Source organism: Bacillus sp. PPSBB_2 (assembly GCF_045291115.1).
GTDB classification, from domain to species: domain Bacteria; phylum Bacillota; class Bacilli; order Bacillales; family Bacillaceae_G; genus Bacillus_A; species Bacillus_A cereus.
Map to the genome: position 1 here is coordinate 1,816,658 of NZ_CP147983.1, position 23,682 is coordinate 1,840,339.

The following is a 23,682-nucleotide window of genomic DNA, read 5'->3' on the forward strand; positions in this document are numbered from 1 at the left end:
ACAATGTTAATATGATTGTTGATTATATACTATGTGGGGGTTTTACTTTGAAGGGAAGAGATGTTGTTTTAGGTTTATTAATGGAAAAGGAATTGTCTGGTTACGATATTAAAATTGTGTTTGAAGACGTATTTACTCATTTTTTTGATGGAAGTTTTGGAATGATTTATCCAACGTTACGACAATTGGAGAATGAAGGGAAAATAAAAAAAGAGGTTGTCATGCAAGAGGGGAAACCGAATAAGAAAATGTACTTTATTACAGATGAAGGACGTGAAGAATTTTATCAATACATGCAGACGCCTGTAGAGAAGGATGTTTTACGTTCGGATTTTTTAATGAGAATGTATTTTGGCAACTATAGTGATGATGTGACAATAAAAAAATGGATTAAAGATGAAATTGAAAGAAAAGAAGCGTACATTGCAGATCTTCGATTGAAATATGAAAAGTGGAGAGTAGGTATTACTTTCGTCGAAGAAATTTCACTAGATGTAGGTATTGCATCGTATAGTGCACAAGTGGAGACTTTGAAGAGAAAATTAGAAGAGTTAGAGGCAAAAGAAAACAATAAAACAGAAGAATGAAAAACGCATTCACAATAAATAAAGGGGTATATAAAGATGGAGCAATCAAAGGGTATTAAGATTGTCTTTTTAATGTGTCTAGGTATCTTTCTTTGTATGATTGATACGACAATTATGAATATAGCTTTACCGGCAATACAATCGAGTGTAAATACTTCATTAGAAAAGATGTCTTGGGTATTAAATGTTTATACAATGACGATTGCAGTACTTGCCATTCCGTTAGGGCGGATAGCTGATATTTTTGGAAAAGCAAAGATGTATATTCTTGGTCTGGTGATTTTTGGTGGTGGATCGGTACTTTGCGCTTTTGCTAATACAGGTGATTTTCTTATTTTTTCTCGTTTTATACAAAGTATTGGGGCAGCGATTTTATTTCCAACAAGTATGGTAATTGGTGTATCAGCTATGCCATTAGCTAAGAGGCATGTTGCGCTTGCGATTTTAGGAGTAACACAAGGATTGTCAGCTGCTATGGGACCAGTAATAGGTGGAATTATTACGCAAAATTTAGGATGGAGATGGGTGTTCTTCGTTAATGTTCCGGTTTGTATAATAGGAATCGTGTTATGTTGCATCATGCTACAAATAAAAAATGAAGAACGTATTATCTCAAAAATAGATTGGATAGGACTACTATTAAGTAGCACAGCAATTTTTTCATTTACTCTCATATTAGTAAAAGGTAATACATGGGGATGGCAAAGTAATATTGCTTTGTCTTGTTATGCAATTAGCACTATTTCTCTTATTCTATTTGTTTTAGTAGAACGAAAGATTCATAATCCAATGGTGAATTTAAAGTTATTTCAAGATCGAATGTTTGTCGGAGCGTCTATCGTTGTTATATTAAGTAATTTATTTTTAATTGGAGTTACTGTATTGCTTCCAACGTTCTTGACGAAACTACAAGGTCGAACGGAAATTGAAGCGGCTTTTTTAGTGACACCTATTTCAGCAATGATATTTTTTGTCTCACCAGTTGCAGCAACTTTAATTAAAAAACTCGGAAAAGTAACTATTATTTTGTCAGGATTTCTTATTATGGGGCTTTCCTACTATTGGTTGCAAATGATTGATGTTCATTCAACAAATATAGAAATTATTATTCCGTGTATGATATTAGGTGTCGGATATGGCTTAGTAGTGGGGCCAATTACAGTTTTAAGTGCGTCTTCGTTTGAAGGAGAATTATTAACTGCTTCTCAAAGTGTTGTATCAATGTTACGACAGGTTGGAATTGTATTGGCGGTCGCAATATTTGTCTCTAACTTAACTCATAATTTAACTGTAAATAAAGAAAAAGTATATCGTTATGCAGAAGAAAAGGTGCGGAATATTCATGTGAATAGTACTGAGCAAACTGAAATTTTACAAATGACTAAAGAAAAAATAGAGAATCAAAGTTTAGAGTCGAATATAAATAAGAAACAAAATGCAATGACAATGGGATTAAGTAAAGAGAAAAAGGAAGAATTGATTCGCGACAAGACGGATGAAATATTAAGAAAAGTTCCAGTAGAATATAGAGATGTAAAAAGAGAAGAAGTTATGAGGCAAGTAACAAAAGAAGTTGAAAAACATGAGGAAATTATAAAGAAAGAGGTACTCACATTTTCGAATGATGTGAATCATTATGCCAAGAATCAGATGGCAATGAGTTTTACAGATTTATATAAAGCAAGTGTGCCAATTATTTTAATTTGTGCTTTCGTAAGTTTGTTGTTTTGGGAAGGAAGAGCTTTGAGTAAAAAGAGCAGGGGAAGATTAGTAGAAGATGCGTAAAGAAAAACAGGCTGCTATTAGCCTGTTTTTTCATTGTTTTCTCCTTGCATATTGTGAATAGTAGTATTTTTAATATGGCATGGGATAAGTCGAGTATGATTAGAAAGTTTTTTAGAATGAAAGGGATGAATGGAAAATGCCATTGAATATGTAACGTTATACATAGTACATTAACAAGAGGGATTAATTTTAAAAGGAGGATGGGGAATTGCTAGATAAGGCAGGGGCTTTAATAGATAATCATGTGTACACAGAAGAAGAGCAACAAAAACTATACAAACGAACGTTAATAATCGTCAGCATTTCACAAATGTTTGGCGGTGCAGGACTAGCTGCTGGTATTACAGTAGGTGCACTTCTTGCGCAGCAAATGCTTGGAACAGATGCATTTGCAGGATTACCAACTGCTATGTTTACATTGGGATCGGCATTAGCAGCTTTCATAGTAGGGAAGCTTTCGCAACGATATGGACGCCGGATAGGTCTTGCAACAGGGTTTATAGTAGGCGGATTTGGAGCAATTGGTGTTGTAATGGCAGCTTTAACAAATAGTATTATTCTTTTACTTATTTCTTTACTTATATATGGTGCCGGTACAGCCACGAATCTACAAGCTCGTTATGCAGGTACAGATTTAGCAGATAAGAAGCAGAGAGCAACGGCTGTTAGTATTACGATGGTAATGACGACTTTCGGTGCAGTTGCAGGACCAAATTTAGTAGGGGTAATGGGAAGTTTTGCTCATTCAATTGGAGTTCCTAAACTTGCAGGTCCGTTCATACTATCGGCAGCAGCATTTATACTGGCGGGTCTAGTTCTTTTTGTTATGCTTCGCCCAGATCCTTTGATTATTGCTAACATAATAGAAAGATATAAACAGGAACATACATATAAAGGACAACCAATAACAGAAGAAGCGAAAGAAAATAAACGAGGTATTACAGTTGGAGCAATCGTAATGATACTTACGCAAATAGTGATGGTTGCGATTATGACGATGACGCCAGTTCATATGGGACACCATGGGCACGGTTTAAGTGCAGTAGGACTTGTGATAGGTTTTCATGTAGGTGCAATGTATCTTCCATCTCTCGTTACAGGAATGTTAATTGATAAAATTGGCCGAACTACAATGAGCATAGCTGGTGGAGTGATTTTACTTGCAGCGGGTGTCATAGCTGCGATAGCGCCAAGTGATTCTTTATTATTATTAATCGTTGCTCTGTCTTTACTTGGGCTAGGATGGAACCTCGGATTGATAAGTGGTACAGCACAAATCGTTGATTCCACAACACCGTCTACACGTGCTAAAACACAAGGGAAAATAGATGTTTTTATTGCGCTAGCTGGAGCTTCTGGTGGAGCAATGTCAGGTATGGTAGTAGCGAATTCAAGTTATGCGGCATTGTCATTGGCTGGAGGCGTGTTAGCGTTATTACTTATTCCTGTTGTGATATGGTCTCGAAAAGGGGCAAGAAATTAAATGAAAAAGAGGTTCTAGTTACTGACTAGAACCTCTTTTTATACACTTAAATTAAATTCCACTCTACAATAAGTCCTAAATGCGTAAGTCCGCCACCAAATCCGTATAGTAAAAGTGTGTCTCCGTTATTTAACCTTCCTTCTTTTATAGCTAAATTTAAAGCGAGTGGAATGGTGACTGAAGAGGTATTCCCCATATATTCCACGCTCGTTAATGTTTTTTGTATTGGAATTTGAGATTTTTCGCAAATAGATTCAATCATTCGTAAGTTAGCGCTGTGGGGTATGAACCAGTCTATATCATCTACTTGCATATTTGCGGTATGTATTAAATCTTTTATGCCTTTTGGCACTGTGCGTGTTGCCCATTTATATACTTCTCTTCCATTTTGAACGATTTTTTCATTTGTTTGCAGTGATGTGCCATTCATAGTAGTAGATAAGTTTGTTCTATATAGATGAATGCCGCCATCACCGTTTGTTCCCATGTGAGCAGCGATAAAGCTTGGGGTGTCTTCATCTCTTTCTAATAAAATAGCTCCAGCACCATCACCGAATAAAATACAGGTCGTTCTATCGCTATAATCAGTAACTTTAGATAATGTCTCTGTCGCTACGACAAGTACTTTTTCATGTGATCCAGAAGTGATTAAGCTATTACCGACGTGTAGTCCATATGTAAAACCAGCACAAGTTGCATTTAAATCAAAAGCTAGTGTATGAGGTATGTTGAAGTATTGTTGTATTTGGCAAGCAACACTAGGGAAAACGTAATCAGCAGTAGTAGTAGCGACAATGATACAGTCGACATCTTCTAAGTTTTTCTTATATGTTGTACATAAATTTTTAATTGCTTTAATGGCTAAGTTTGAGGAGTATTCTTCGTCACTAGCGATTCTTCTTTCCTTTATTCCTGTTCTTTGTACAATCCATTCATCATTCGTATGGACCATCTTTTCTAAATCGTTATTAGACAATATTTGATCTGGAACATAAGTACCAATTGCAGTAATACGAGATTTAGAATGCATAGGAACATCTCCTAACTTTTATTTTTTATAACCTGATACTAATATTAGGTTATAAAAATGTCAATAAAGATTTTTGTTGTATTAAAACGATAATACTTAACTTACTATGAAGGAATTTGGCGAGTGCTGTAAAAATAATATACGAGAAGTTTCTAAAATTGATAATGAAGGGAGTTGAGCTCCTTGAAAAGGATTTCACACATGTTTCCTGTTGTCGTCATTTGTAGCTTTATTCTTATTATTTTTCCAGAGAAATCTTATGCTTGTGATTGTATTAAAGTATCAACAGAAGATGCATTTCCAAAAAATGATGTAGTGTTTGAGGGGAAAGTAATTGAGATTGGAAGGAAAGAAGAGGTTGGCACTGAAGTGTTATTTGAGGTGAAGAAAATTTGGAAAGGGACAACTTCTTCACAAATTATTTTATATACAAATGGTGGTGATTGTATGTTTCGCTTTGTAGAAGGAGGAGAGTACTTAGTATTTTCTACTCAAAGAGGATCAGAAAAACAATTACACACAAATAGTTGTAGTGGAACGAAGAGATTGGATGAGGCAGGGGCGGACAAAGCGGCTTTAAGTCAAATTGCAAAAGTGTCTGTTCCGACGAAGAAAGTGGATTTAAAAGGTGAGATGGTGAGCGGTTTAAATTGGCGGCAAGTTGTTATTATTTCCATTGGTTTGTTATTGATGATTGTTTTTTTTATTTTTGTTGTGAGAAAAACTCGCAAAAAATGACGATTAAAGTAAAAATATAAAGATTTTCTTTCGTGTGATATAGGTTGTTAAACCTTGTGAAAGCGAATTACTTATGCTACACTTTATGTAACTTAAAATGAACGGAGGGGCTTCCTTTGATCTTAATCAGATTACGTCTCAATACTTTGTGCCAATAATTGAATAGCGCTCAAAGGCTCTGTCTGTGTACAGAGTGAACGGGATTGGTCTGCCTATTTTAAAGAAACCCTTTATTAAGCTTATATGTGAAAAAGAGGGAGGGACGAATACGCCCTCTTTTTGTTTTGCCTTTATAAATAGAATGGGATTGTATAGGTGAACGCTTATTGTGGATATGTATACAATCTTGGGACTTTTTGACTATAAAATAGGATGAAAGCATAGCTTTCTTCTATTTCTTTGGTGAACCCTTATCCGTTTACGAAAACACAGGCAGCGACCTGTGTTTTTTATTTTACGTAATCGAAATGGAGGAATAAATATATGGAAGAAGTATTACAAAGAGCAGTTTTAGTTGGAGTAAATGTAGGTAATGAAGATGATTTTGCGTATTCGATGGAAGAGTTAACAAATCTTGCGGAAGCCTGCGATGTAGAGGTAATTGGGCAAGTAACGCAAAATTTACAACGAGTAAATCCGTCGCATTATATCGGAAAAGGAAAGATTGAAGAAGTAGCAGCGTATGTACGCGAAATAGATGCGAATATGGTCATCTTTAATGATGAATTATCTCCTTCACAAATTCGAAATTTAGAAGAGGATTTAGATTGTAAGGTAATTGATCGTACCATTTTAATTTTAGATATTTTTGCGCAACGTGCGAAAACGAAAGAAGCACAGCTACAAGTAGAAGTAGCACATCTTCAGTACATGATGCCTCGTTTAATCGGTCTTCGTGAATCGTTAGGAAGACAGAGCGGCGGCGTTGGTACGAAAAATAAAGGTGTCGGTGAGAAAAAGTTAGAGTTAGATCGTCGTAAAATTGAAGAACAAATTTCAGTTTTAAATAAAGATTTAGAAGCGCTCGTTGCCCAGCGTCAAACACAGCGAAAGCAACGTAAGAAAAATGAAATACCTGTTGTAGCATTAGTAGGTTATACGAATGCAGGAAAGTCAACGACGATGAATGCAATGCTTGAAATTTATAATGGTACAGAAGAAAAGCAAGTATTTGAAAAAGATATGTTATTTGCGACGTTAGAAACATCTGTACGAAATATTGATTTGCCAGATAATAAATCATTTTTATTAACAGATACAGTTGGATTTGTAAGTAAATTACCACATCATCTTGTGAAGGCGTTCCGTTCAACGTTAGAAGAAGTAGCGGAAGCAGATTTACTTATTCACGTCGTAGATTACGCAAATCCAAATTATGAACAATTAATTGATATTACAAATGAAACGTTAAAGAAAATTGGAGTAGAAAATATTCCAACGATCTATGCTTATAACAAATCAGATGTGGTGGATGTTGAAATTCCGAAAGTACAAGAAGACCGCGTGTATTTATCTGCGAAGAAACATGTTGGAATGGAAGAGCTTGTAGAAATGATTCGTTCCCATATTTATAAAGAATATACGAAATGTGAAATGTTAATTCCGTATGATCAAGGACAGGTAGTTTCGTATTTCAATAATCATGCGCACGTTTTATCAACGAGTTATGAAAATGAAGGTACGAAACTAGAAGTGGAATGTAAGACGAGCGATTACGAGAAGTATAAGCGTTTTGCAATTTAATGTAAGAGGCAACCCAGTTTGTGATTGGGTTGCCTTTTTCTATAATGTTTTACTGCTGAAAGTTACAAGGATGCAAGTCAATGATGGGAGTTAAGTTATATTTCTGGAAAAAGAAATGAAAGCAGTATAGAATAGAAATGTTTCAAAAGTCAGAATTTATTACACCTACTGTAATAAATATATTTTTTGTACAGAAAGGAGCGATTCACATATGCAGGCAGTTTCGCAAAAAAACACAGTAGAAACACCGACAATATATCGAATATTATTTGCGATTAGCTTTGGACATTTTTTAAATGATTCGATGCAAGCAGTTGTGCCGGCGTTGTTTCCTATTTTGGAAAAAACGATGAATTTATCCTATATGCAAGTAGGGTGGATTGCGTTTGCGTTAAATATGACGTCATCGATTATGCAACCGGTGTTTGGTATGTATTCAGATAAGAAGCCGTCACCATTTTTATTACCACTCGGCATGTTTTCAAGTATGCTTGGAATGATTGGACTCGCGTTTGCACCAAACTTTATTATTGTTATTATTTCTGTTTTATTTATTGGTTTAGGTTCCGCAGTCTTTCATCCAGAAGGCGCTCGTGTTGCGTATATGGCGGCAGGTGCAAAACGAGGGTTAGCGCAAGCGATTTATCAAGTTGGGGGAAACACGGGGAATTCTTTAGCTCCTATTTTTACAGCGCTAATTTTCGTTCCACTCGGTCAAATTGGTTCATTGGGTTTTACAGCATTTGCAGCAGTAGGAATTGCATTATTAATTTTCGTATCGAATTGGTACAAAAATGAATTAGCAACCGGTGCTGTAAGAAGGAAGAAGAGGGCTGCACTTGAGGCGGAAAATGCAATTGTAAGTACACACATTAAATTCGTTATTATACTTCTTGTTTTTCTTACTTTTGTACGCTCTTGGTACGGTGCTGGCATCGGGAATTTCTATCAATTTTACTTAATAGAGCATTACGGTTTATCTATAAAAAATGCCCAGTATTTCGTATTCGCATTTATGATTGCTGGTGTGTTAGGCACTTTCTTCGGAGGACCGTTAGCAGATCGATTTGGTAAGAAAAATATCATCGTATTTTCAATGTTAGGTTCAGCGCCACTTGCACTGTTATTACCACATGTCTCACTTGTGTGGGTCGTACCGTTATTTTTATGTATCGGTTTTATTAGTTCAAGTAGTTTTAGTGTAATTGTTGTATATGCACAAGAGCTTGTGCCTGGAAAAGTGGGAATGGTGTCAGGATTAATCGTAGGTCTTGCATTTGGACTTGGAGCATTAGGTGCTGTAGTTCTTGGGAAATTAGCAGATGTATATAGCCTGCAATTTATTATGCTATTATGTAGTTGTCTACCATTAATTGGACTCACTTCATGGTTACTGCCAAGTGATAAGAAAACGATAGAATAGGGGATGCGCTATGAAATTGTGTGAAAACGTTACGGAATTAATAGGAGATACACCTGTCGTCCGATTATCTAAATTTATTCCGGAAGACGCAGCAGATGTGTATGTGAAACTAGAAATGTTTAATCCATCGCGCAGTGTGAAAGACCGTGCTGCTTATAATTTACTTCACGTTGCAGAAGAGAATGGTCTCATCAAACCAGGAGATACAATTATTGAACCGACAAGCGGGAATACAGGGATTGGTTTAGCGATGAATGCAGCAGCTAAAGGGTATAAAGCGATTTTAATTATGCCAGATAATATGTCAAAAGAGCGTATTAATTTATTGAAAGCATACGGAGCAGAAGTAGTTTTAACACCAGCAGAACAAAGAATGCCAGGAGCAATTGCGAAGGCGTTAGAACTGCAAAAACAAATACCGAATAGTTTTATCCCGCAACAATTTGAAAATCCAGCTAATCCGAATATTCACCGTTATACGACTGCACTTGAAATTTACGAACAAATGGATGGAGAGCTGGACGCTTTTGTTGCAACGGCAGGAACAGGCGGAACGATTACAGGGACTGGTGAAACGTTAAAAGAGAAATTACCAAACTTATATATTGCAGTAGTGGAACCGAAAGGATCTCCCGTTTTATCCGGTGGTGTACCAGGTCCTCATAAACTAGTAGGAACAAGCCCAGGATTTATTCCGAAAAACTTAAATACAGAAGTGTATAACGAAATTATTCAAATTGCAGATGAAGAGGCTTTAACGACAATGAGAAACTTAGCTAGACAAGAAGGATTATTAGTTGGGCCATCTTCTGGAGCATCTGTTTACGCTGCAATCATGATAGCGAAACGCCTAGGCGTTGGTAAAAAAGTTTTATGTATTGCGCCTGATACAGGTGAACGTTATTTGAGCATGGGGTTATTTGAATAAAAAGGATAGAAACACCTTAATAGTGAATAGCTGCTATTAAGGTGTTTGTTTTATGGAATGAAGAGGGGGAGAAGAACAATGAAACTATTAAAACCAATCCATGAATATAGTGAGCATATTACGGCGTATAGACGAGCGTTTTTACACTCAGGGGAACAACCACATGGAAGTAGTTCTTTACAAAACTTTGATTCTCTTGATGAATGGTTTGAAAAAGTGAGTAAACAAGAACTAGGAGAAAACTTACTAGCTAATCGAGTGTCATCTAGTCAGTTTTTAAGTTTTGAAAAAGGGGAACTTATAGGTTTTGTGAATATTAGACATAGATTAAATCCAGAATTATTACGGGAAAGTGGTCATATTGGATATAGTGTCCATCCGAATAAACGTCGCCACGGTTACGCTACGAAACAACTACAACTTGCATTAGCTGAAGCGCAAAAATTAGGATTGCAGAAAGTATTAATAACTTGCGATAAATCCAATATCGGTTCTGCTAAAACGATTCAAAAGGTTGGAGGTGTGTTAGAAAATGAAGTAGTTTCTTCTCGTACTGGTGAAGTTATTCAGCGCTATTGGATAGAAATATGATTAAGTAGGAATTTGAAAAGGTAATGCAAGCTGTAATATCGAAATAGATAAATGAAATATAGGGGATTACTGCAATTTTAGGGGGAAATGAAATGGGATTAAAAGAGAAAGCGATAGAGATGTCAGAGATTTATAGGAAAAATCCGAAAGTAGAAGCTATTATTTTAGCGGGTTCAGTAGCTAGAAGGCTTGAAGATGAACATTCAGATATAGAATTACATATTTTATGGTCAACACCGCCGGAAGATGAGGATCGTAGGGCCCCTATTTATCATATTGATGGGAAAATATTATCGTATCATCCGTATGAGGAAGAAGAATGGTCGGAAACGTATTTAACGAAAGAGGGAATTAAATTAGAGATTAGTAACTTTTTAACAGAGACAGTAGAGAAAGTGATTTCGGATGTGGTGGATCAATATGATATAAGTTATGAAAAACAATGTATTGTATCATCCATTCATGATGGTGTTAGTTTGTATGGAGAAGGGAAAGTGAATGAATTAAAAGAAAAAGTAGCGGCATATCCAGATGAACTAGCAAAACGGATGATTTCAGAAAATCTATGGTTAAGTAATCGTTGGCACAATCGAAAGGCGCTTTTAAAACGGAAAGATTGGCTTATGCTTTATGACGTTATTTGCGAAGTACAAAGGAACATATTGGGTGTTTTATTTGGTTTGAATAAAATGTACGTACATCATCCAGCGTTTAAATGGATGCCTAATAATGTGGAACGAATGACTATTAAACCTGAAAAATTATATGAACGTATGGCGGACACATTAATAGGGAATCCAGAAAAAAGTGTGCAGGAGTTAGAGTTGCTAATAGAAGAAGTGTTGCAACAAGTTCATACATACGCGCCAGGAGTAAATGTGGATGAGCAAGAAAAATCTATTTTTTATTTTGTGAAATAGAAAATAGTAATAAGGGGGAAGTTATGGGGTTTTTTAATAGGTTTTTTAAAAAAGTTGAAAAAGTAAATGAGCAAGAAGCTACTCTTCATGAATTAAGTGAAGAATTGTATGTTGAATCACCGGTAGAGGAAGCGACTAGTTACTGGGTATCAATGGCACAAAATATAATTGTTAATGCTGTAAAAGCGGCTGACAATGATGTGGAACGTGCCTTCGTGTTATTGAATTTGAAGAAAGGTGAGGCTTCATTTGATATTTTTTATCAAATAAATGGGCAATTGTATTTCTGGGATCAGCTAGAAAATGAGACGATAAGAAATAGAATTCAGAACGAGTTGTTACCGCAAGCTCCAGAAGTTTCAAATGCAGTAAATGAGCAATTTCGTGGAGCTGATCACCCTATAATTTCGTTCGCACAATTGCAGTTTGAATGGGAAACGAAAGCCTGGTTCTCACATATAATTTGGGAAGATAGCCTTGCTGCTCAATTGCCCAAAACTCAAATTCTAAATGAATGGTTTCGTGTAATTAAAGAAGAAACGAAAAATAGACCACTGGATAGTGATGCGAAATTTTCTTGGTATCCATCAAACTCTTAAAAAATGAATACAGAGAGACAGGTTATGTTTCTAGATGATTTGTATTATTGAATAAGTATCAATAATACGTAATTCTTTTTCTATTGCCTGTTAGAATTCGTTATGTACTAAGCTACTTGTTTTCTAAACTAAAACTTATATTTCGAATTTTCAAATAGATTGTAATACATAAAAATTCGAAATATAAGTTGACACTATTTTTAATGTGTGATAAAAATGATAGTAATCAATTCGGAAAATAATATTTGGGCAATGAAAGGGTATAGTAGTGAATATCTCCCTATTTCAGAGAGCTGATGGTTGGTGTGAATCAGTATATAGATTATTCATGAAGTTCGTCCTGGAGCATCTTTCATAAATCTCATATTTTGAGGAAATGAAAGACGGTAGTTTATACCGTTATCAAATAAAGTGGTGAAGATTTTTTCACAACTAGGGTGGTACCGCGATATTTATCGTCCCTACGTATTTACGTAGGGACGTTTTTTATTTAGGTCCTAACTTTGGTGTGGCTTCATAACTAGGGTGGTACCGCGATATTTTATCGTCCCTACGTTTTTGCGTAGGGGCGTTTTTATTTAGGTGGTTTCTTAGTGTTCTTCACAACTAGGGTGGTACCGCGATAATTTTGTCGTCCCTACGTATTTACGTAGGGGCGTTTTTTTATTATTAGGGAGGAAGTGAACGTATTAGAAAAGAGTATTGATAGAACAATATAAATACCGAATTGTAACAAAGAAAAAGAGATAGAGAGGAGATTAACAAATGAATTCACAGCAATGGACATCGAAATTAGGTTTCGTATTAGCTGCAGCAGGTTCGGCAATTGGTCTTGGGGCGATTTGGAAATTCCCATATATGGCCGGCATTGGAGGAGGCGGAGCGTTCTTCCTAATTTTCATCGGTTTCACATTATTAATTGGTTTACCGCTATTATTAGCTGAATTTGTTATTGGAAGAAGTACACAAAAAGAGGCTGTCGATGCATATAGAGAGATTGCTCCTAAAACGTTATGGCCTTGGTTAGGTAAATTAGGAATTGTAACATGTTTCATATTACTTTCTTTCTACAGTGTTGTAGGAGGCTGGATTTTATTATATTTATGGAATGCAATTACAGGTAGACTATGGGAAGGAAATGGAGCATACGAAGCTACGTTTGGTGAAATCATTTCCAATCCATATTTAGCAGTTGGATCACAGCTATTATTCATCCTTATTACTATTTTCATCGTAAGTAAAGGTGTACAAAATGGTGTTGAAAAAGTAAATAAATATTTCATGCCAGCATTATTCGTTTTATTCTTTGTATTAATCGTTCGTGCACTTACATTAGATGGTGCTGGAGAAGGCGTTCGTTTCTTCTTACAACCTGATTTCTCACATGTAACATCAGAAGTTATATTATACGCAATGGGGCAATCGTTCTTCTCATTATCTGTCGGGGTAGCCGTTATGGTAACGTATAGCTCATACTTACCGAAAGAAGAAAGCTTACCACGTTCAGCATTTTCTATCGTAGCCTTAACTCTTGTTATTACATTACTTGCAGGACTTGCAATTTTCCCAGTTGTGTTCGCATTTGGAATGGAACCATCTCAAGGGCCGGGACTATTATTTATCGTGTTGCCAGCTATTTTCAGTAAAATGGCGTTCGGAAAATTATTCTTCATTGTTTTCTTATTACTATTCTTCTTCGCTACGATTACATCAGCAATTTCGATGTTAGAAATTAGTGTTGCATCGTTAACATCAAAAGGTAAAGGGAAACGTGAAAAAATGGCCTTAATCGTAGGGTTATTAATCTTCGTTGTTGGGGTACCATCAGCATTATCATTCGGTATATTAAGTGATCTGAAGATTTTCGGGAAGACAGTCTTTGATTTAGCGGACTATGCAGTAAGTAACGTATTAATGCCACTTGGTGTATTATTAGTTTCTATCTTTGTTCCTTTAAAAATGAAGAAAGATGTATTAATGAAAGAGCTAGGTGTAAGTAAAAATAAAGGTTATAAACTATTCGTATTATGGTTATTCTTACTTCGTTATATCGCACCAATTGCGATTATTATCGTATTCTTAAATGTACTTGGCATTATATAAAAAGAAAGGTAGCGTATCATACAAAGATACGCTACCTTTTTATTTTGCTCTTTTTTGCAATTCATTTACTGTTACGAACTGATAGCCCTTCTTAGATAAAGAATCTAAAATACCTTCAATCGTTTGTAAATTTTCATTAGACTCATCATACATAGAGTGCAGTAAAATGATAGAACCTGGTTTTACATTTTTATTAACGTATTTAATTTTATCAGCCGCAGATTTATAAAAAGTATCGGGCTCAAGATCCCATGTGATTGTTCCGATATTGTTTTTATTTAAATAATATGGCAGCCCTATTAACTTCTTACCGTTAGGGGGCCTAAAATCAATTTCGCCTGTAAATCCTGTTTGGCGGATTAATGAATTCGTTTTTTCTATTTCACCTTTAATAAAAGAAGGTGTTTTGAAAACCATTCTATTATGAGAATATGTATGGTTTCCAAGTTGGTGCCCAGATTGCGCGATAGCTTCACCTAACGATAGATTTTTCTCTAATTCATTTCCAATTAAAAAGAAAGTAGCTTTAGCGTTGTATTTATCTAGTAGCGGTAATATTTGTTTTACATTGTTAGTAGGGCCATCATCAAAAGTTAAAGCGATCACTTTTTCATTTGTTTCTACACGTTGTGTTAAATATCCAAATAATTGAAAGCTTCTTGCGTTCATCAATTTGTATGTTCCGAATAATGCCGTGATAATAAAGAATAGTGTAACGATTGTAATGATAATTTTTTTCTTCATAATGTAACCTCACAATGATTTTTGATTCAATTAAAAAGTATTATATCAAACTAAGTAATTTCGTGCTTTAAGAAGGGTGTGGATGCAAGGAGAAGGAATTTATCATATAATAAAATACAAAAGGTATATTAGGAGGTGTTTATATGGCGATTATAATTCAATTGCCAGACACTGCAACGTCTCATGCAAAGCCAAGTATGGAAATGGCGATACTTTGCGTGAGGTAGACAAGTAATATACAATCGCCTATATGAGCTCGTATCATTTTTTATATTTGGCTTTGCACCTTATTGAAATGAACCATAAAAAATAAGGGGCGAGCAGAAATGAAATACGTAAAAGCTAATGCTGTTTTACCGGAGAGTTTAATTACTGAAATTCAAAAGTATATACAAGGTGAAACAATTTACATTCCGAAACAAGAAACGAAACATTATAAATGGGGTACACGATCTGGCGGAAGAAAACAACTAGATGAAAGAAATAAAGCAATTAAAGAAGCTTTTAAAAGTGGGATTGCTATTCATCAACTTGCAGAAGAATATTTTCTTTCTGGGGAAACGATTAAAAAGATTGTGTATTCTAAATAAGAGGAAAAGAGTCTGATTCATATATTACTTTGAATCAGACTCTTTTTGTTTTATATGTATTGGATATATGAGGTGTGAATGGGCATGATAATAGAAAAAATGTGCCGTTTTTTTATTAAATGGTATACAGAGCATTTGAAAAGTAGAAAGGTGAACATATATGAATCATATTGGACAAATAACGATAGAGCTTTTAGTTGGTTTTTTTGTTCTATTAATTGCTACAAAAATATTAGGGAAAACACAAATATCTCAGCTAACGCCATTTGATTTTATTTCTGCAATCGTCCTAGGTGAGCTCGTTGGAAATTCAATATATGATCCTAAAATTAAAGTATGGTCTATTTTATATTCAGTATTTGTTTGGGTAATTTTAATTTATACTATAGAAGTGATAACACAAAAAGTAAGAGGAACAAGAAGGTTTTTTGAAGGATATCCTTCAATTATTATTCGTAATGGAAAGATTGATCGTGAACAATTAAGCGTAAATCATTTGGATATAAACCAATTACAACAAATGCTTAGGCAACAAAAAGATATATTTTCAATCCGAGAAGTTGAATATATGATATTGGAACCGAACGGAAACATAAGCGTTCTGAAAAAAAGTAAATACGAATCTCCTACTATAAATGATTTAAGTTTAAAACATAAGCCTGTATACTTACCAATTTCATTAATTAGTGATGGAAAAGTAGTTAAGGATAATTTGAGGGAAGCGGGATTTGATGAAGGATGGCTTTATAAACAAATAAAGCAAAAAGGAATTACTAAATTTGAAGACGTATTATATGCGGAATGGAAAACAGATGATGGCTTCTTTTGTCAGGAAATGCAGCGGTAGAGAATAAGTGATATATGTAATGTTTGTTTCTAAGTTATCTTTTACATATCAAAAAACGTAATCATTGTATACAATAAAACTAGATCAACAATTTGTATGGAGTGATAAAGATGGAAGCGTTTATTAGAAGTGATCAATATAATTTTATAAAATCACAAGCTTATATTTTAGCAAACGGGCATGCAACGGCAAATGATAGAGGTGTAATTCAAGCGTTAAAATCGCTTGCGATTGAAAAGATAATACATGTATTTGAGAATTTAACGGATGAACAGAAAGAGTTAATTGATACGGTATTAACAGTTCAAAATAGAGAAGATGCAGAATCATTTTTAATGAAAATAAATCCGTATGTAATTCCGTTTCAAGAAGTTACAGCACAAACATTAAAAAAATTATTTCCTAAAGCGAAAAAGTTAAAACTTCCTGATATGGAAGAAATGGATATGAAAGAAATATCTTATTTAAGCTGGATTGATAAGGGGTCAAGCAGGAAATTTATTATAGCGAAAAATGATAAAAATAAATTTGTTGGTCTGCAAGGAACGTTCCAAAGTTTAAATAAAAAAAGCATTTGTTCGTTATGTCATGGACATGAAGAAGTAGGAATGTTTTTAGTTGAAATTAAAGGCGATGTACCAGGAACTTTCGTTAAAAAGGGAAACTACATTTGCAAAGATGGTGTAGCTTGCAATCAGAATATGAAATCGCTAGATAAATTGAACGATTTTATTGAACGCTTGAAGAAATAACGAGAAAACCTCTAGTATTTAAACTGGAGGTTTTTATTTTTTGAAGAAGTACAATAAGCTTTCTTTGTAAATGTAGATTTATAATGAAATTTGATAAAAATATCTATTATGATACAGTTGCTTATATGCAAGGAGGTAAAACATGGATTACCTTTTATCGAAAGAAAAAGTGAAGCGATGGCCCAAAGATATGATAGCGGCGGGGCGTTGTCATACAGTTGGCCTGAAATCGGATGGCACGGTAGTAGCGGTGGGCCGGAATAAAGAAGGGGAATGTAATGTAAGTGGCTGGCGAGATATTGAAGCAGTCGCAGTGGGCAATGTTCATATGGCAACGAACACGGGTAATGCTCATACAATCGGTCTTACATGTGACAGTACTGCGGTAGCAGTGGGTTGGAATAAGCATGAACAATGTGATGTAAACGATTGGCATAATATTGTAGCGGTTGCGGCAGGGTGGCGTCGTACTATTGGCCTGAAATCGGATGGCACGGTAGTAGCGGTGGGCCGAAATAAAGAAGGAGAATGCAATGTAAGCAGTTGGCAAGGTATTGTGGCAGTCACAGCGGGTGACTGGCATACAGTCGGTCTTAAATTGGACGGCACATTGACGACTGTGGGGAATAATCGATATGGTCAATGCAATGTAAGTAGCTGGCGAGGTATTGTAGCGGTCAAGGCTGGGTATCTTCATACTGTTGGTCTTAAACGAGACGGTACGGTGACAGCAGTGGGGAATGATAAACATAACCAGTGTGATGTAAGTGGCTGGCGAGATATTGTAGCAATAGCGGCTGGTACGAATCATACAATCGGACTTAAATCAAACGGTACCGTGGTGGCAGTGGGTTGGAATGAGTATGGTCAATGTAACGTAAGTGATTGGAGAGATATTGTAGCGATAGCGGCTGGTTGTGCACATACAGTCGGACTAAAATCAGACGGCACGGTGATCGCGGTAGGTAATAATGAATTTGGCCAATGCGATGTAGTTAGCTGGCGCGACATTCGGTTACCTGGCAAATAGTCAATTTACAATAAATCATTAGTAATATTATTCTATTTTAGGAGTAATTATGGAATAGGATATGTAGAAAATAATTAAACTTAAATCTGCTGAATAAGAATCTCTTTTGAAAAGGGATTCTTATTATTTTTCATAAAATGAGGGTGTAAATGGAATTTTTGAACAAATTTTATTTCAAAATTACAGTAGAAGATATAAATTAAAAAGTATAGAGGAGATAAAGGAATGCTTAAAAGGTTTTTACTTTCTTTACCGGATGTTTTACTTATATGTATCGTTCTCTACATAATGTACACAAATTCTTTTAGTTTTGGACAGATGCTAGTAATTTCCATTGCAATCGGAATTATTGGTGGTCTTGCTATTAGAATTTGTAAGGATGTATTCACGTATATAAGATGGACAATTAAACAAAGAAAAAATTGAATATGTTTAATAGTTATTAGGAGGGAATGAAATGACTAAGAAAAAGAATAGAGTGAAAAACGAGATAATACTTTGGTCACTAACAGCAATTGTTCTGTTAATTGTATGGTACTTTTATCAAAAATAAAAACGCAACGTACTAAAAAAGCACGATGCGTTTTTATTATTTTTTTTGCCAATTTTCTTTTATAAAGTCTTCACGCCCAGATTCTTTTTGCTCAGTAGCATATTTCTCTGGATTCTTTTTATAGAAATGTTGGTGGTATTCCTCTGCTTCGTAAAAAGGTGCAGCAGGACGAATTTCAGTCACGATTGGATCTTTAAACATACCGCTTTCTGCAAGAGCTTGTTTTGATTTTTCAGCAAGCCCTTTTTGTGTTTCGTTATGGTAAAAAATAGCGGTACGATAAGATGGACCACGGTCAAAAAATTGTCCGCCATCGTCAGTTGGATCGATTTGTGGCCAATATAAGTCTAGTAATTTCTGATAAGGAAAAATAGAAGGATCGAATGTAATTTGAACAACTTCTAAATGTCCAGATGTTCCAGCTTTTACTTGTTCATATGTTGGATTTTCTACATGACCTCCTGCATAGCCAGAAAGTACTTTATGAATACCAGGAAGTTCATCAAATGGTTTTACCATGCACCAAAAGCAACCGCCTGCGAAGGTTGCGAGTTCGTATGTTTTTTCGGACATTGCTGTAATCCTCCTAAATGTATATGTTTTATATAGTATTATATAAATTGTTTTATTGCGCAATAAAAAAGATTTGAAAATATATGTTTTTTATAAACAAGATCCTCCGCTCACATCAATTAATTGTCCAGTAACCCAGCGGCTGTCTGGAGAAGCAAGGAATGCAGCAGTATCGGCAATGTCTTCTACTTCACCTAAGCGATTGAAAGCGGAAATAGTAGTAGCGTACTGCTTCATCATTGGGTCGCTCAAGAGTTCTGCATTCATATCTGTTTTAATAAATCCTGGAAGTATTGCATTCACCGTTATTCCTCGTGCTCCAAGCTGTTTTGCTAGCGTAAAAGTCATTGTATTAATAGCGCCTTTCGTCATACTATATGCAACAAAATCAGGTGAAGAAATGCGGGTGGCAGCGGATGAAATATTAATAATTCGGCTATTGTCACGTAAACGTGGTAGTGCTAGTTGAATGATAAAGAATGGAGCTTTTGCATTTACTGAAACCATTCTATCAAAAAATTGTTCAGTCGTTTCTTCAATAAAAGCACCAGGACCAATGCCAGCATTGTTTATTAAAATATCAAATTGTGTTTCACCAGTGCGCATTTGTAATTCAGTATCTAAAGCGTTATAAAGGTTTTCTACACCGTGTAAGGATTCTAAATTTGCGCCGATAGAAAAAGCTTGGCCACCATCTGATCGAATTTCATGAACAGTTTCTTCAGCGTCATCTTTTCGATTACCGTAATGAACAGCAACCAATGCACCGTCATTTGCTAAACGTTTAGCGATTGCTCGTCCAATTCCTCGGCTTGCTCCTGTAACTAACGCTACTTTCCCTTTTAACATAGTTTCCTCATCTCCCCATAAACTTTATAAGTTTTTCTTTATGTAGTAATGCAAACATACTTAAGTAATATATGAGTGTATGTAAGTAATGCATTCCAATTTTGATTTGAGAAAAAATAAATAGAATGAATTTTGATTTTTTTGAAAAAACATGTTGACAAGGAAAAGAACAACGTCCTATAATACGTGTAACAAATAAAAGTTAATTAAGAATTTTCTAACTTTACATGTTGTATATGCAAAGAAGAGGAAAGTAGATGATTATGATCGTTTCAGAGAGCTACTCCAAGGCTGTGAGGGTAGTAACAATCGAATCATTGAAGATCACCTCGGAGCATCGCTTGCGAAAGGGAAACTGAGTAGAGGGCGGCGGCATCGTCTCCGGTAAAAGGACGGAGGTCTGATTGGACCTACAAAGCTTATATTTCGTGAGAAGTATAAGGAAGCTGAGTGGTAACGCGAAACTCTCGCCTCAGCAATCAAAGCTACTAAATTGTAGTAGTTGATTGCTGAGGCGAGAGTTTTTATTTTTAAAAATAGAAGAAGAGAATGCGTAGAAGAGGAGAGTAAATGATAAAGATTGTTTCAGAGAGCTGCCCCGAGGCTGTGAGGGTGGTAACAATTCACTCATTGAAAATCACCTTGGAGCACTACTTTTGAAAACTAGTAAAAAGTAGCGGGGTTGTTCCCGATAGAAAAACAAAAGTCTAATTGGACTTGCAGAGCTTATATTTCGTGAGAAGTATAAGGAAGCTGAGTGGTACCACGATTCCCTCGTCTCAGTAATGGATTGCTACAAGTATGTAAGTAATCGATTGTTGAGACGAGTATATTTTTAAGGTTTATATACTGAATATTCTGTTAAAAATACTCATCTCAGCAATCGATGTAGAAATAGATTGCAAAAAATAGAGAAAAAAAGAGGAGCGATGTGAGATGGGAAACCAGTACATTTACATGAATGGGGAATTTGTAGAAAAAGAAAAGGCAGTTGTTTCAGTATATGATCACGGTTTTTTATACGGAGACGGTGTATTTGAAGGGATTCGTAGTTACGGTGGAAATGTATTTTGTTTAAAAGAACATGTGAAACGATTGTATGAATCAGCGAAATCTATTTTACTAACAATTCCAATGACGGTAGAAGAAATGGAAGAAGCAGTTTTACATACACTCCAAAAAAACGAATATACTGATGCTTACATTCGCTTAATTGTCTCAAGAGGAAAAGGTGACTTAGGGCTCGATCCGAGAAGTTGTGTGAAGCCGAGCGTAATTATCATTGCAGAACAATTAAAGTTATTCCCACAAGAATTTTATGATAATGGGCTAAGCGTTGTATCTGTTGCATCAAGACGTAATACGCCAGATGCGTTAGATCCACGTATTAAGTCAATGAATTATTTAAATAACGTACTTGTAAAAATTGAAGCAGCACAAGCAGGAGTGTTAGAGGCTCTTATGTTAAATCAACAAGGATATGTTTGTGAAGGTTCTGGTGATAATGTTTTCGTTGTGAAAGATGGAAAAGTATTAACCCCGCCATCCTATTTAGGAGCATTAGAAGGTATTACGAGAAATAGTGTTATCGAGCTATGTGAGCGACTGAGTATTCCGTGTGAGGAAAGACCGTTCACTCGCCATGACGTATATGTAGCGGATGAAGTATTTTTAACAGGAACAGCAGCGGAGTTAATTCCAGTTGTAAAAGTTGATTCGAGAGAAATTGGAGATGGGAAACCAGGAAGTGTAACGAAACAATTGACCGAAGAATTTAAAAAATTAACGAGAGAAAGAGGAGTACGTGTTCCCGGGCTGACGGAAAGCTTAGCGTAAATAAGGAGAGGAGTTAATGGAAATGAAGCAGCAGTATACAGCGTATGAGAAGTTACAGTATGAAGAAATGACAGGCGCGGGGCACGTGATTCAATGTTTGAAGAAATTGGGTGTAACGACCGTTTTCGGCTATCCAGGCGGAGCGATTTTACCAGTATACGATGCGTTATACGAAAGTGGTTTGAAACATGTTTTAACTCGTCATGAGCAAGCTGCCATTCATGCGGCTGAAGGATATGCGAGAGCTTCTGGAAAGGTCGGGGTAGTCTTTGCTACCTCTGGCCCAGGGGCGACAAATTTAGTTACGGGCTTAGCAGACGCTTATATGGATTCGATTCCTTTAGTTGTCATTACCGGTCAAGTTGCGACGCCTTTAATTGGTAAAGATGGATTTCAAGAAGCGGATGTTGTCGGAATTACAGTACCTGTTACGAAGCATAATTACCAGGTTCGTGATGTGAATCATGTATCACGAATTGTGCAAGAAGCTTTTTACATCGCCAAAAGCGGGCGCCCGGGACCAGTATTAATTGATATTCCAAAAGATGTTCAAAATGCAAAAGTCACCAGTTTCTTTAATGAAGAAGTTGATATTCCGGGGTACAAACCAGAACTTGTACCAGACAGCATGAAACTTAGAGAGGTGGCTAAAGCAATTTCAAAATCTAAGCGTCCACTTCTTTATATTGGAGGAGGTGTCATTCATTCAGGTGGATCCGATGAACTCTTCGAATTCGCAAGGGAGAACCGTATTCCAGTCGTTTCAACTTTAATGGGACTTGGTGCATATCCACCGGATGATCCATTGTTTCTAGGGATGCTTGGTATGCATGGGACATACGCTGCTAATATGGCGGTAACAGAATGTGATTTACTACTTGCATTAGGTGTTCGCTTCGATGATCGTGTAACAGGAAAATTAGAACTTTTTTCTCCGCACTCGAAAAAAGTACATATTGATATTGATTCTTCTGAGTTTCATAAAAATGTAACTGTAGAACATCCGATTGTTGGTGATGTAAAAAAAGCGTTACACATGCTGTTACATATGTCTATTTATACACAAACAGACGAATGGCTTCAGAAAGTAAAGACATGGAAAGAAGAATATCCACTTTCTTATAAGCAAAAAGAATCTGAGTTAAAACCACAGCATGTGATCAACTTAGTAAGTGAATTAACGAATGGTGAAGCGATTGTCACAACAGAAGTAGGTCAGCATCAAATGTGGGCTGCTCACTTCTATAAAGCAAGAAAACCTCGGACGTTCCTTACCTCTGGAGGATTAGGAACAATGGGGTTTGGTTTTCCAGCGGCAATTGGTGCTCAGCTAGCTAAAAAAGAAGAACTTGTCATTTGTATTGCAGGTGACGCTTCTTTTCAAATGAACATTCAAGAACTACAAACAATTGCTGAAAATAACATCCCTGTAAAAGTATTTATCATAAATAACAAATTTTTAGGGATGGTAAGGCAATGGCAAGAAATGTTTTATGAAAATCGTTTATCAGAATCAAAAATTGGATCACCAGATTTTGTGAAAGTAGCAGAAGCTTATGGAGTAAAGGGATTAAGAGCAACAAATTCAACCGAGGCAAAACAAGTGATGTTAGAAGCATTTGCTCATGAAGGTCCTGTCGTAGTTGATTTTTGTGTAGAAGAAGGTGAAAACGTATTTCCGATGGTTCCGCCAAACAAAGGGAATAACGAAATGATTATGAAGAGGTGGGAAGAATGAGTCATACTTTTTCACTCGTTATTCATAACGAGCCAAGCGTCTTATTACGTATAAGTGGGATTTTTGCTCGGCGTGGTTATTATATTTCTTCTTTACATTTAAAAGAAAGAGATACTAGTGGTGTTTCTGAAATGAAACTCACAGCAGTTTGTACTGAAAATGAAGCGACATTACTTGTTAGTCAGTTGAAAAAATTAATTGATGTTCTGCAAGTAAATAAATTATAAGGAGTGTATGGAA

General features: G+C 35.7%; 23 protein-coding genes and 3 other annotated features. Of the genes, 19 read left to right on the plus strand and 4 right to left on the minus strand.

What is annotated here, in order from left to right:
• Window positions 1-47 precede the first annotated feature (47 nt).
• From V6946_RS09175 to V6946_RS09185, 3 genes are all read left to right on the plus strand, one after another.
• Entirely contained in the window at window positions 48-587 is a 540-nt protein-coding gene (locus V6946_RS09175; protein WP_006916931.1) for a PadR family transcriptional regulator, read from the plus strand.
• A gap of 36 nt (window positions 588-623) precedes the next feature.
• Window positions 624-2,372 carry an MFS transporter gene (locus V6946_RS09180; protein WP_006916929.1) on the plus strand — a complete coding sequence of 583 codons (1,749 nt, stop codon included), beginning with the start codon at window positions 624-626 and terminating at the stop codon, window positions 2,370-2,372.
• 208 nt (window positions 2,373-2,580) lie between these two features.
• Window positions 2,581-3,855 (plus strand): MFS transporter, encoded by a 1,275-nt coding sequence (locus V6946_RS09185; protein WP_000884513.1) that lies wholly within the window; start codon window positions 2,581-2,583, stop codon window positions 3,853-3,855.
• Between the two features lie 46 nt (window positions 3,856-3,901).
• Here the strand turns inward: V6946_RS09185 and V6946_RS09190 are convergent, their stop codons facing one another.
• Complete coding sequence (locus V6946_RS09190) at window positions 3,902-4,885, minus strand: ketoacyl-ACP synthase III (protein WP_006916927.1); 984 nt, start codon at window positions 4,883-4,885, stop codon at window positions 3,902-3,904.
• A 201-nt stretch (window positions 4,886-5,086) separates the two neighbouring features.
• On the opposite strand from V6946_RS09190, the gene V6946_RS09195 reads away from it, so the two are divergent.
• The 8 genes from V6946_RS09195 to V6946_RS09230 all read left to right on the plus strand — a co-directional run bounded on the left by V6946_RS09195 (window position 5,087) and on the right by V6946_RS09230 (window position 13,930).
• Window positions 5,087-5,623 (plus strand): hypothetical protein, encoded by a 537-nt coding sequence (locus V6946_RS09195; protein ID WP_006916925.1) that lies wholly within the window; start codon window positions 5,087-5,089, stop codon window positions 5,621-5,623.
• A 483-nt stretch (window positions 5,624-6,106) separates the two neighbouring features.
• Complete coding sequence (hflX, locus tag V6946_RS09200; protein WP_366981858.1) at window positions 6,107-7,366, plus strand: GTPase HflX; 1,260 nt, start codon at window positions 6,107-6,109, stop codon at window positions 7,364-7,366.
• A 211-nt stretch (window positions 7,367-7,577) separates the two neighbouring features.
• Window positions 7,578-8,789: an MFS transporter gene (locus V6946_RS09205; protein WP_001149413.1), complete on the plus strand. Its 1,212-nt coding sequence runs from the start codon at window positions 7,578-7,580 to the stop codon at window positions 8,787-8,789.
• Between the two features lie 10 nt (window positions 8,790-8,799).
• Window positions 8,800-9,717, plus strand: a complete 918-nt coding sequence (cysK, locus tag V6946_RS09210; RefSeq protein WP_000762273.1) for a cysteine synthase A — start codon at window positions 8,800-8,802, stop codon at window positions 9,715-9,717.
• Window positions 9,718-9,795: 78 nt separating this feature from the next.
• A complete protein-coding gene (locus tag V6946_RS09215) occupies window positions 9,796-10,308 on the plus strand; it encodes a GNAT family N-acetyltransferase (RefSeq protein WP_000771277.1) in 513 nt (170 codons plus the stop codon).
• Window positions 10,309-10,400: 92 nt separating this feature from the next.
• The gene (locus V6946_RS09220) at window positions 10,401-11,228 is read left to right on the plus strand and encodes a DUF4037 domain-containing protein (protein WP_000523182.1); all 828 of its coding nucleotides are present in this window, start codon (window positions 10,401-10,403) and stop codon (window positions 11,226-11,228) included.
• 23 nt (window positions 11,229-11,251) lie between these two features.
• Entirely contained in the window at window positions 11,252-11,827 is a 576-nt protein-coding gene (locus V6946_RS09225; RefSeq protein WP_000505545.1) for a hypothetical protein, read from the plus strand.
• Window positions 11,828-12,070: 243 nt separating this feature from the next.
• Window positions 12,071-12,293 (plus strand) — a binding site (T-box leader).
• Window positions 12,294-12,592: 299 nt separating this feature from the next.
• Window positions 12,593-13,930, plus strand: a complete 1,338-nt coding sequence (locus V6946_RS09230; protein WP_001088187.1) for a sodium-dependent transporter — start codon at window positions 12,593-12,595, stop codon at window positions 13,928-13,930.
• Between the two features lie 39 nt (window positions 13,931-13,969).
• Here V6946_RS09230 and V6946_RS09235 read toward each other — a convergent pair whose 3' ends face one another.
• Window positions 13,970-14,674, minus strand: a complete 705-nt coding sequence (locus tag V6946_RS09235; RefSeq protein ID WP_000726866.1) for a polysaccharide deacetylase family protein — start codon at window positions 14,672-14,674, stop codon at window positions 13,970-13,972.
• 326 nt (window positions 14,675-15,000) lie between these two features.
• On the opposite strand from V6946_RS09235, the gene V6946_RS09240 reads away from it, so the two are divergent.
• The 5 genes from V6946_RS09240 (at window position 15,001) to V6946_RS09260 (ending at window position 18,319) form a co-directional block, all read left to right on the plus strand.
• Window positions 15,001-15,264, plus strand: a complete 264-nt coding sequence (locus tag V6946_RS09240) for a CD3324 family protein (protein WP_000878325.1) — start codon at window positions 15,001-15,003, stop codon at window positions 15,262-15,264.
• A gap of 160 nt (window positions 15,265-15,424) precedes the next feature.
• Window positions 15,425-16,111: a DUF421 domain-containing protein gene (locus V6946_RS09245; RefSeq protein WP_001015543.1), complete on the plus strand. Its 687-nt coding sequence runs from the start codon at window positions 15,425-15,427 to the stop codon at window positions 16,109-16,111.
• Window positions 16,112-16,221: 110 nt separating this feature from the next.
• Complete coding sequence (locus V6946_RS09250; protein ID WP_000387074.1) at window positions 16,222-16,863, plus strand: FusB/FusC family EF-G-binding protein; 642 nt, start codon at window positions 16,222-16,224, stop codon at window positions 16,861-16,863.
• Between the two features lie 142 nt (window positions 16,864-17,005).
• Window positions 17,006-17,893: a chromosome condensation regulator gene (locus V6946_RS09255; RefSeq protein WP_000385092.1), complete on the plus strand. Its 888-nt coding sequence runs from the start codon at window positions 17,006-17,008 to the stop codon at window positions 17,891-17,893.
• A gap of 225 nt (window positions 17,894-18,118) precedes the next feature.
• A complete protein-coding gene (locus V6946_RS09260; protein WP_000919314.1) occupies window positions 18,119-18,319 on the plus strand; it encodes a hypothetical protein in 201 nt (66 codons plus the stop codon).
• A gap of 163 nt (window positions 18,320-18,482) precedes the next feature.
• Here the strand turns inward: V6946_RS09260 and msrA are convergent, their stop codons facing one another.
• Together msrA and V6946_RS09270 are read right to left on the minus strand one after the other, a co-directional pair.
• Window positions 18,483-19,019, minus strand: a complete 537-nt coding sequence (gene msrA, locus V6946_RS09265) for a peptide-methionine (S)-S-oxide reductase MsrA (RefSeq protein WP_001291883.1) — start codon at window positions 19,017-19,019, stop codon at window positions 18,483-18,485.
• A 90-nt stretch (window positions 19,020-19,109) separates the two neighbouring features.
• Entirely contained in the window at window positions 19,110-19,868 is a 759-nt protein-coding gene (locus V6946_RS09270; RefSeq protein WP_006924729.1) for an SDR family oxidoreductase, read from the minus strand.
• Window positions 19,869-20,100: 232 nt separating this feature from the next.
• Window positions 20,101-20,346: a binding site (T-box leader), on the plus strand.
• 67 nt (window positions 20,347-20,413) lie between these two features.
• Window positions 20,414-20,653 (plus strand) — a binding site (T-box leader).
• Window positions 20,654-20,804: 151 nt separating this feature from the next.
• Between V6946_RS09270 and ilvE the strand changes: the two genes are divergently transcribed.
• The 3 genes from ilvE to V6946_RS09285 are packed head-to-tail and all read left to right on the plus strand — an operon-like array spanning window position 20,805 to window position 23,669.
• Window positions 20,805-21,704, plus strand: a complete 900-nt coding sequence (gene ilvE, locus V6946_RS09275) for a branched-chain-amino-acid transaminase (protein ID WP_000528161.1) — start codon at window positions 20,805-20,807, stop codon at window positions 21,702-21,704.
• A gap of 22 nt (window positions 21,705-21,726) precedes the next feature.
• Window positions 21,727-23,442: an acetolactate synthase large subunit gene (gene ilvB / locus V6946_RS09280; RefSeq protein WP_033691929.1), complete on the plus strand. Its 1,716-nt coding sequence runs from the start codon at window positions 21,727-21,729 to the stop codon at window positions 23,440-23,442.
• On the plus strand, window positions 23,439-23,669 hold the full coding sequence (locus V6946_RS09285) for an ACT domain-containing protein (RefSeq protein WP_000019909.1): 231 nt from the start codon (window positions 23,439-23,441) through the stop codon (window positions 23,667-23,669). The genes ilvB and V6946_RS09285 overlap by 4 nt, the downstream gene beginning before the upstream one ends.
• The last annotated feature ends 13 nt before the right edge of the window (window positions 23,670-23,682 follow it).

What these genes read in the sequence shown, in the direction of transcription:
- V6946_RS09180 (WP_006916929.1), top strand. Translation starts at nt 624, where the DNA reads ATGGAGCAATCAAAGGGTATTAAGATTGTCTTTTTAATGTGTCTAGGT.
- V6946_RS09190 (WP_006916927.1), bottom strand. Translation starts at nt 4,885, where the DNA reads ATGCATTCTAAATCTCGTATTACTGCAATTGGTACTTATGTTCCAGAT.
- V6946_RS09195 (WP_006916925.1), top strand. Translation starts at nt 5,087, where the DNA reads ATGTTTCCTGTTGTCGTCATTTGTAGCTTTATTCTTATTATTTTTCCA.
- hflX (WP_366981858.1), top strand. Translation starts at nt 6,107, where the DNA reads ATGGAAGAAGTATTACAAAGAGCAGTTTTAGTTGGAGTAAATGTAGGT.
- V6946_RS09205 (WP_001149413.1), top strand. Translation starts at nt 7,578, where the DNA reads ATGCAGGCAGTTTCGCAAAAAAACACAGTAGAAACACCGACAATATAT.
- cysK (WP_000762273.1), top strand. Translation starts at nt 8,800, where the DNA reads ATGAAATTGTGTGAAAACGTTACGGAATTAATAGGAGATACACCTGTC.
- V6946_RS09215 (WP_000771277.1), top strand. Translation starts at nt 9,796, where the DNA reads ATGAAACTATTAAAACCAATCCATGAATATAGTGAGCATATTACGGCG.
- V6946_RS09220 (WP_000523182.1), top strand. Translation starts at nt 10,401, where the DNA reads ATGGGATTAAAAGAGAAAGCGATAGAGATGTCAGAGATTTATAGGAAA.
- V6946_RS09225 (WP_000505545.1), top strand. Translation starts at nt 11,252, where the DNA reads ATGGGGTTTTTTAATAGGTTTTTTAAAAAAGTTGAAAAAGTAAATGAG.
- V6946_RS09230 (WP_001088187.1), top strand. Translation starts at nt 12,593, where the DNA reads ATGAATTCACAGCAATGGACATCGAAATTAGGTTTCGTATTAGCTGCA.
- V6946_RS09235 (WP_000726866.1), bottom strand. Translation starts at nt 14,674, where the DNA reads ATGAAGAAAAAAATTATCATTACAATCGTTACACTATTCTTTATTATC.
- V6946_RS09240 (WP_000878325.1), top strand. Translation starts at nt 15,001, where the DNA reads ATGAAATACGTAAAAGCTAATGCTGTTTTACCGGAGAGTTTAATTACT.
- V6946_RS09245 (WP_001015543.1), top strand. Translation starts at nt 15,425, where the DNA reads ATGAATCATATTGGACAAATAACGATAGAGCTTTTAGTTGGTTTTTTT.
- V6946_RS09250 (WP_000387074.1), top strand. Translation starts at nt 16,222, where the DNA reads ATGGAAGCGTTTATTAGAAGTGATCAATATAATTTTATAAAATCACAA.
- V6946_RS09255 (WP_000385092.1), top strand. Translation starts at nt 17,006, where the DNA reads ATGGATTACCTTTTATCGAAAGAAAAAGTGAAGCGATGGCCCAAAGAT.
- V6946_RS09260 (WP_000919314.1), top strand. Translation starts at nt 18,119, where the DNA reads ATGCTTAAAAGGTTTTTACTTTCTTTACCGGATGTTTTACTTATATGT.
- msrA (WP_001291883.1), bottom strand. Translation starts at nt 19,019, where the DNA reads ATGTCCGAAAAAACATACGAACTCGCAACCTTCGCAGGCGGTTGCTTT.
- V6946_RS09270 (WP_006924729.1), bottom strand. Translation starts at nt 19,868, where the DNA reads ATGTTAAAAGGGAAAGTAGCGTTAGTTACAGGAGCAAGCCGAGGAATT.
- ilvE (WP_000528161.1), top strand. Translation starts at nt 20,805, where the DNA reads ATGGGAAACCAGTACATTTACATGAATGGGGAATTTGTAGAAAAAGAA.
- ilvB (WP_033691929.1), top strand. Translation starts at nt 21,727, where the DNA reads ATGAAGCAGCAGTATACAGCGTATGAGAAGTTACAGTATGAAGAAATG.
- V6946_RS09285 (WP_000019909.1), top strand. Translation starts at nt 23,439, where the DNA reads ATGAGTCATACTTTTTCACTCGTTATTCATAACGAGCCAAGCGTCTTA.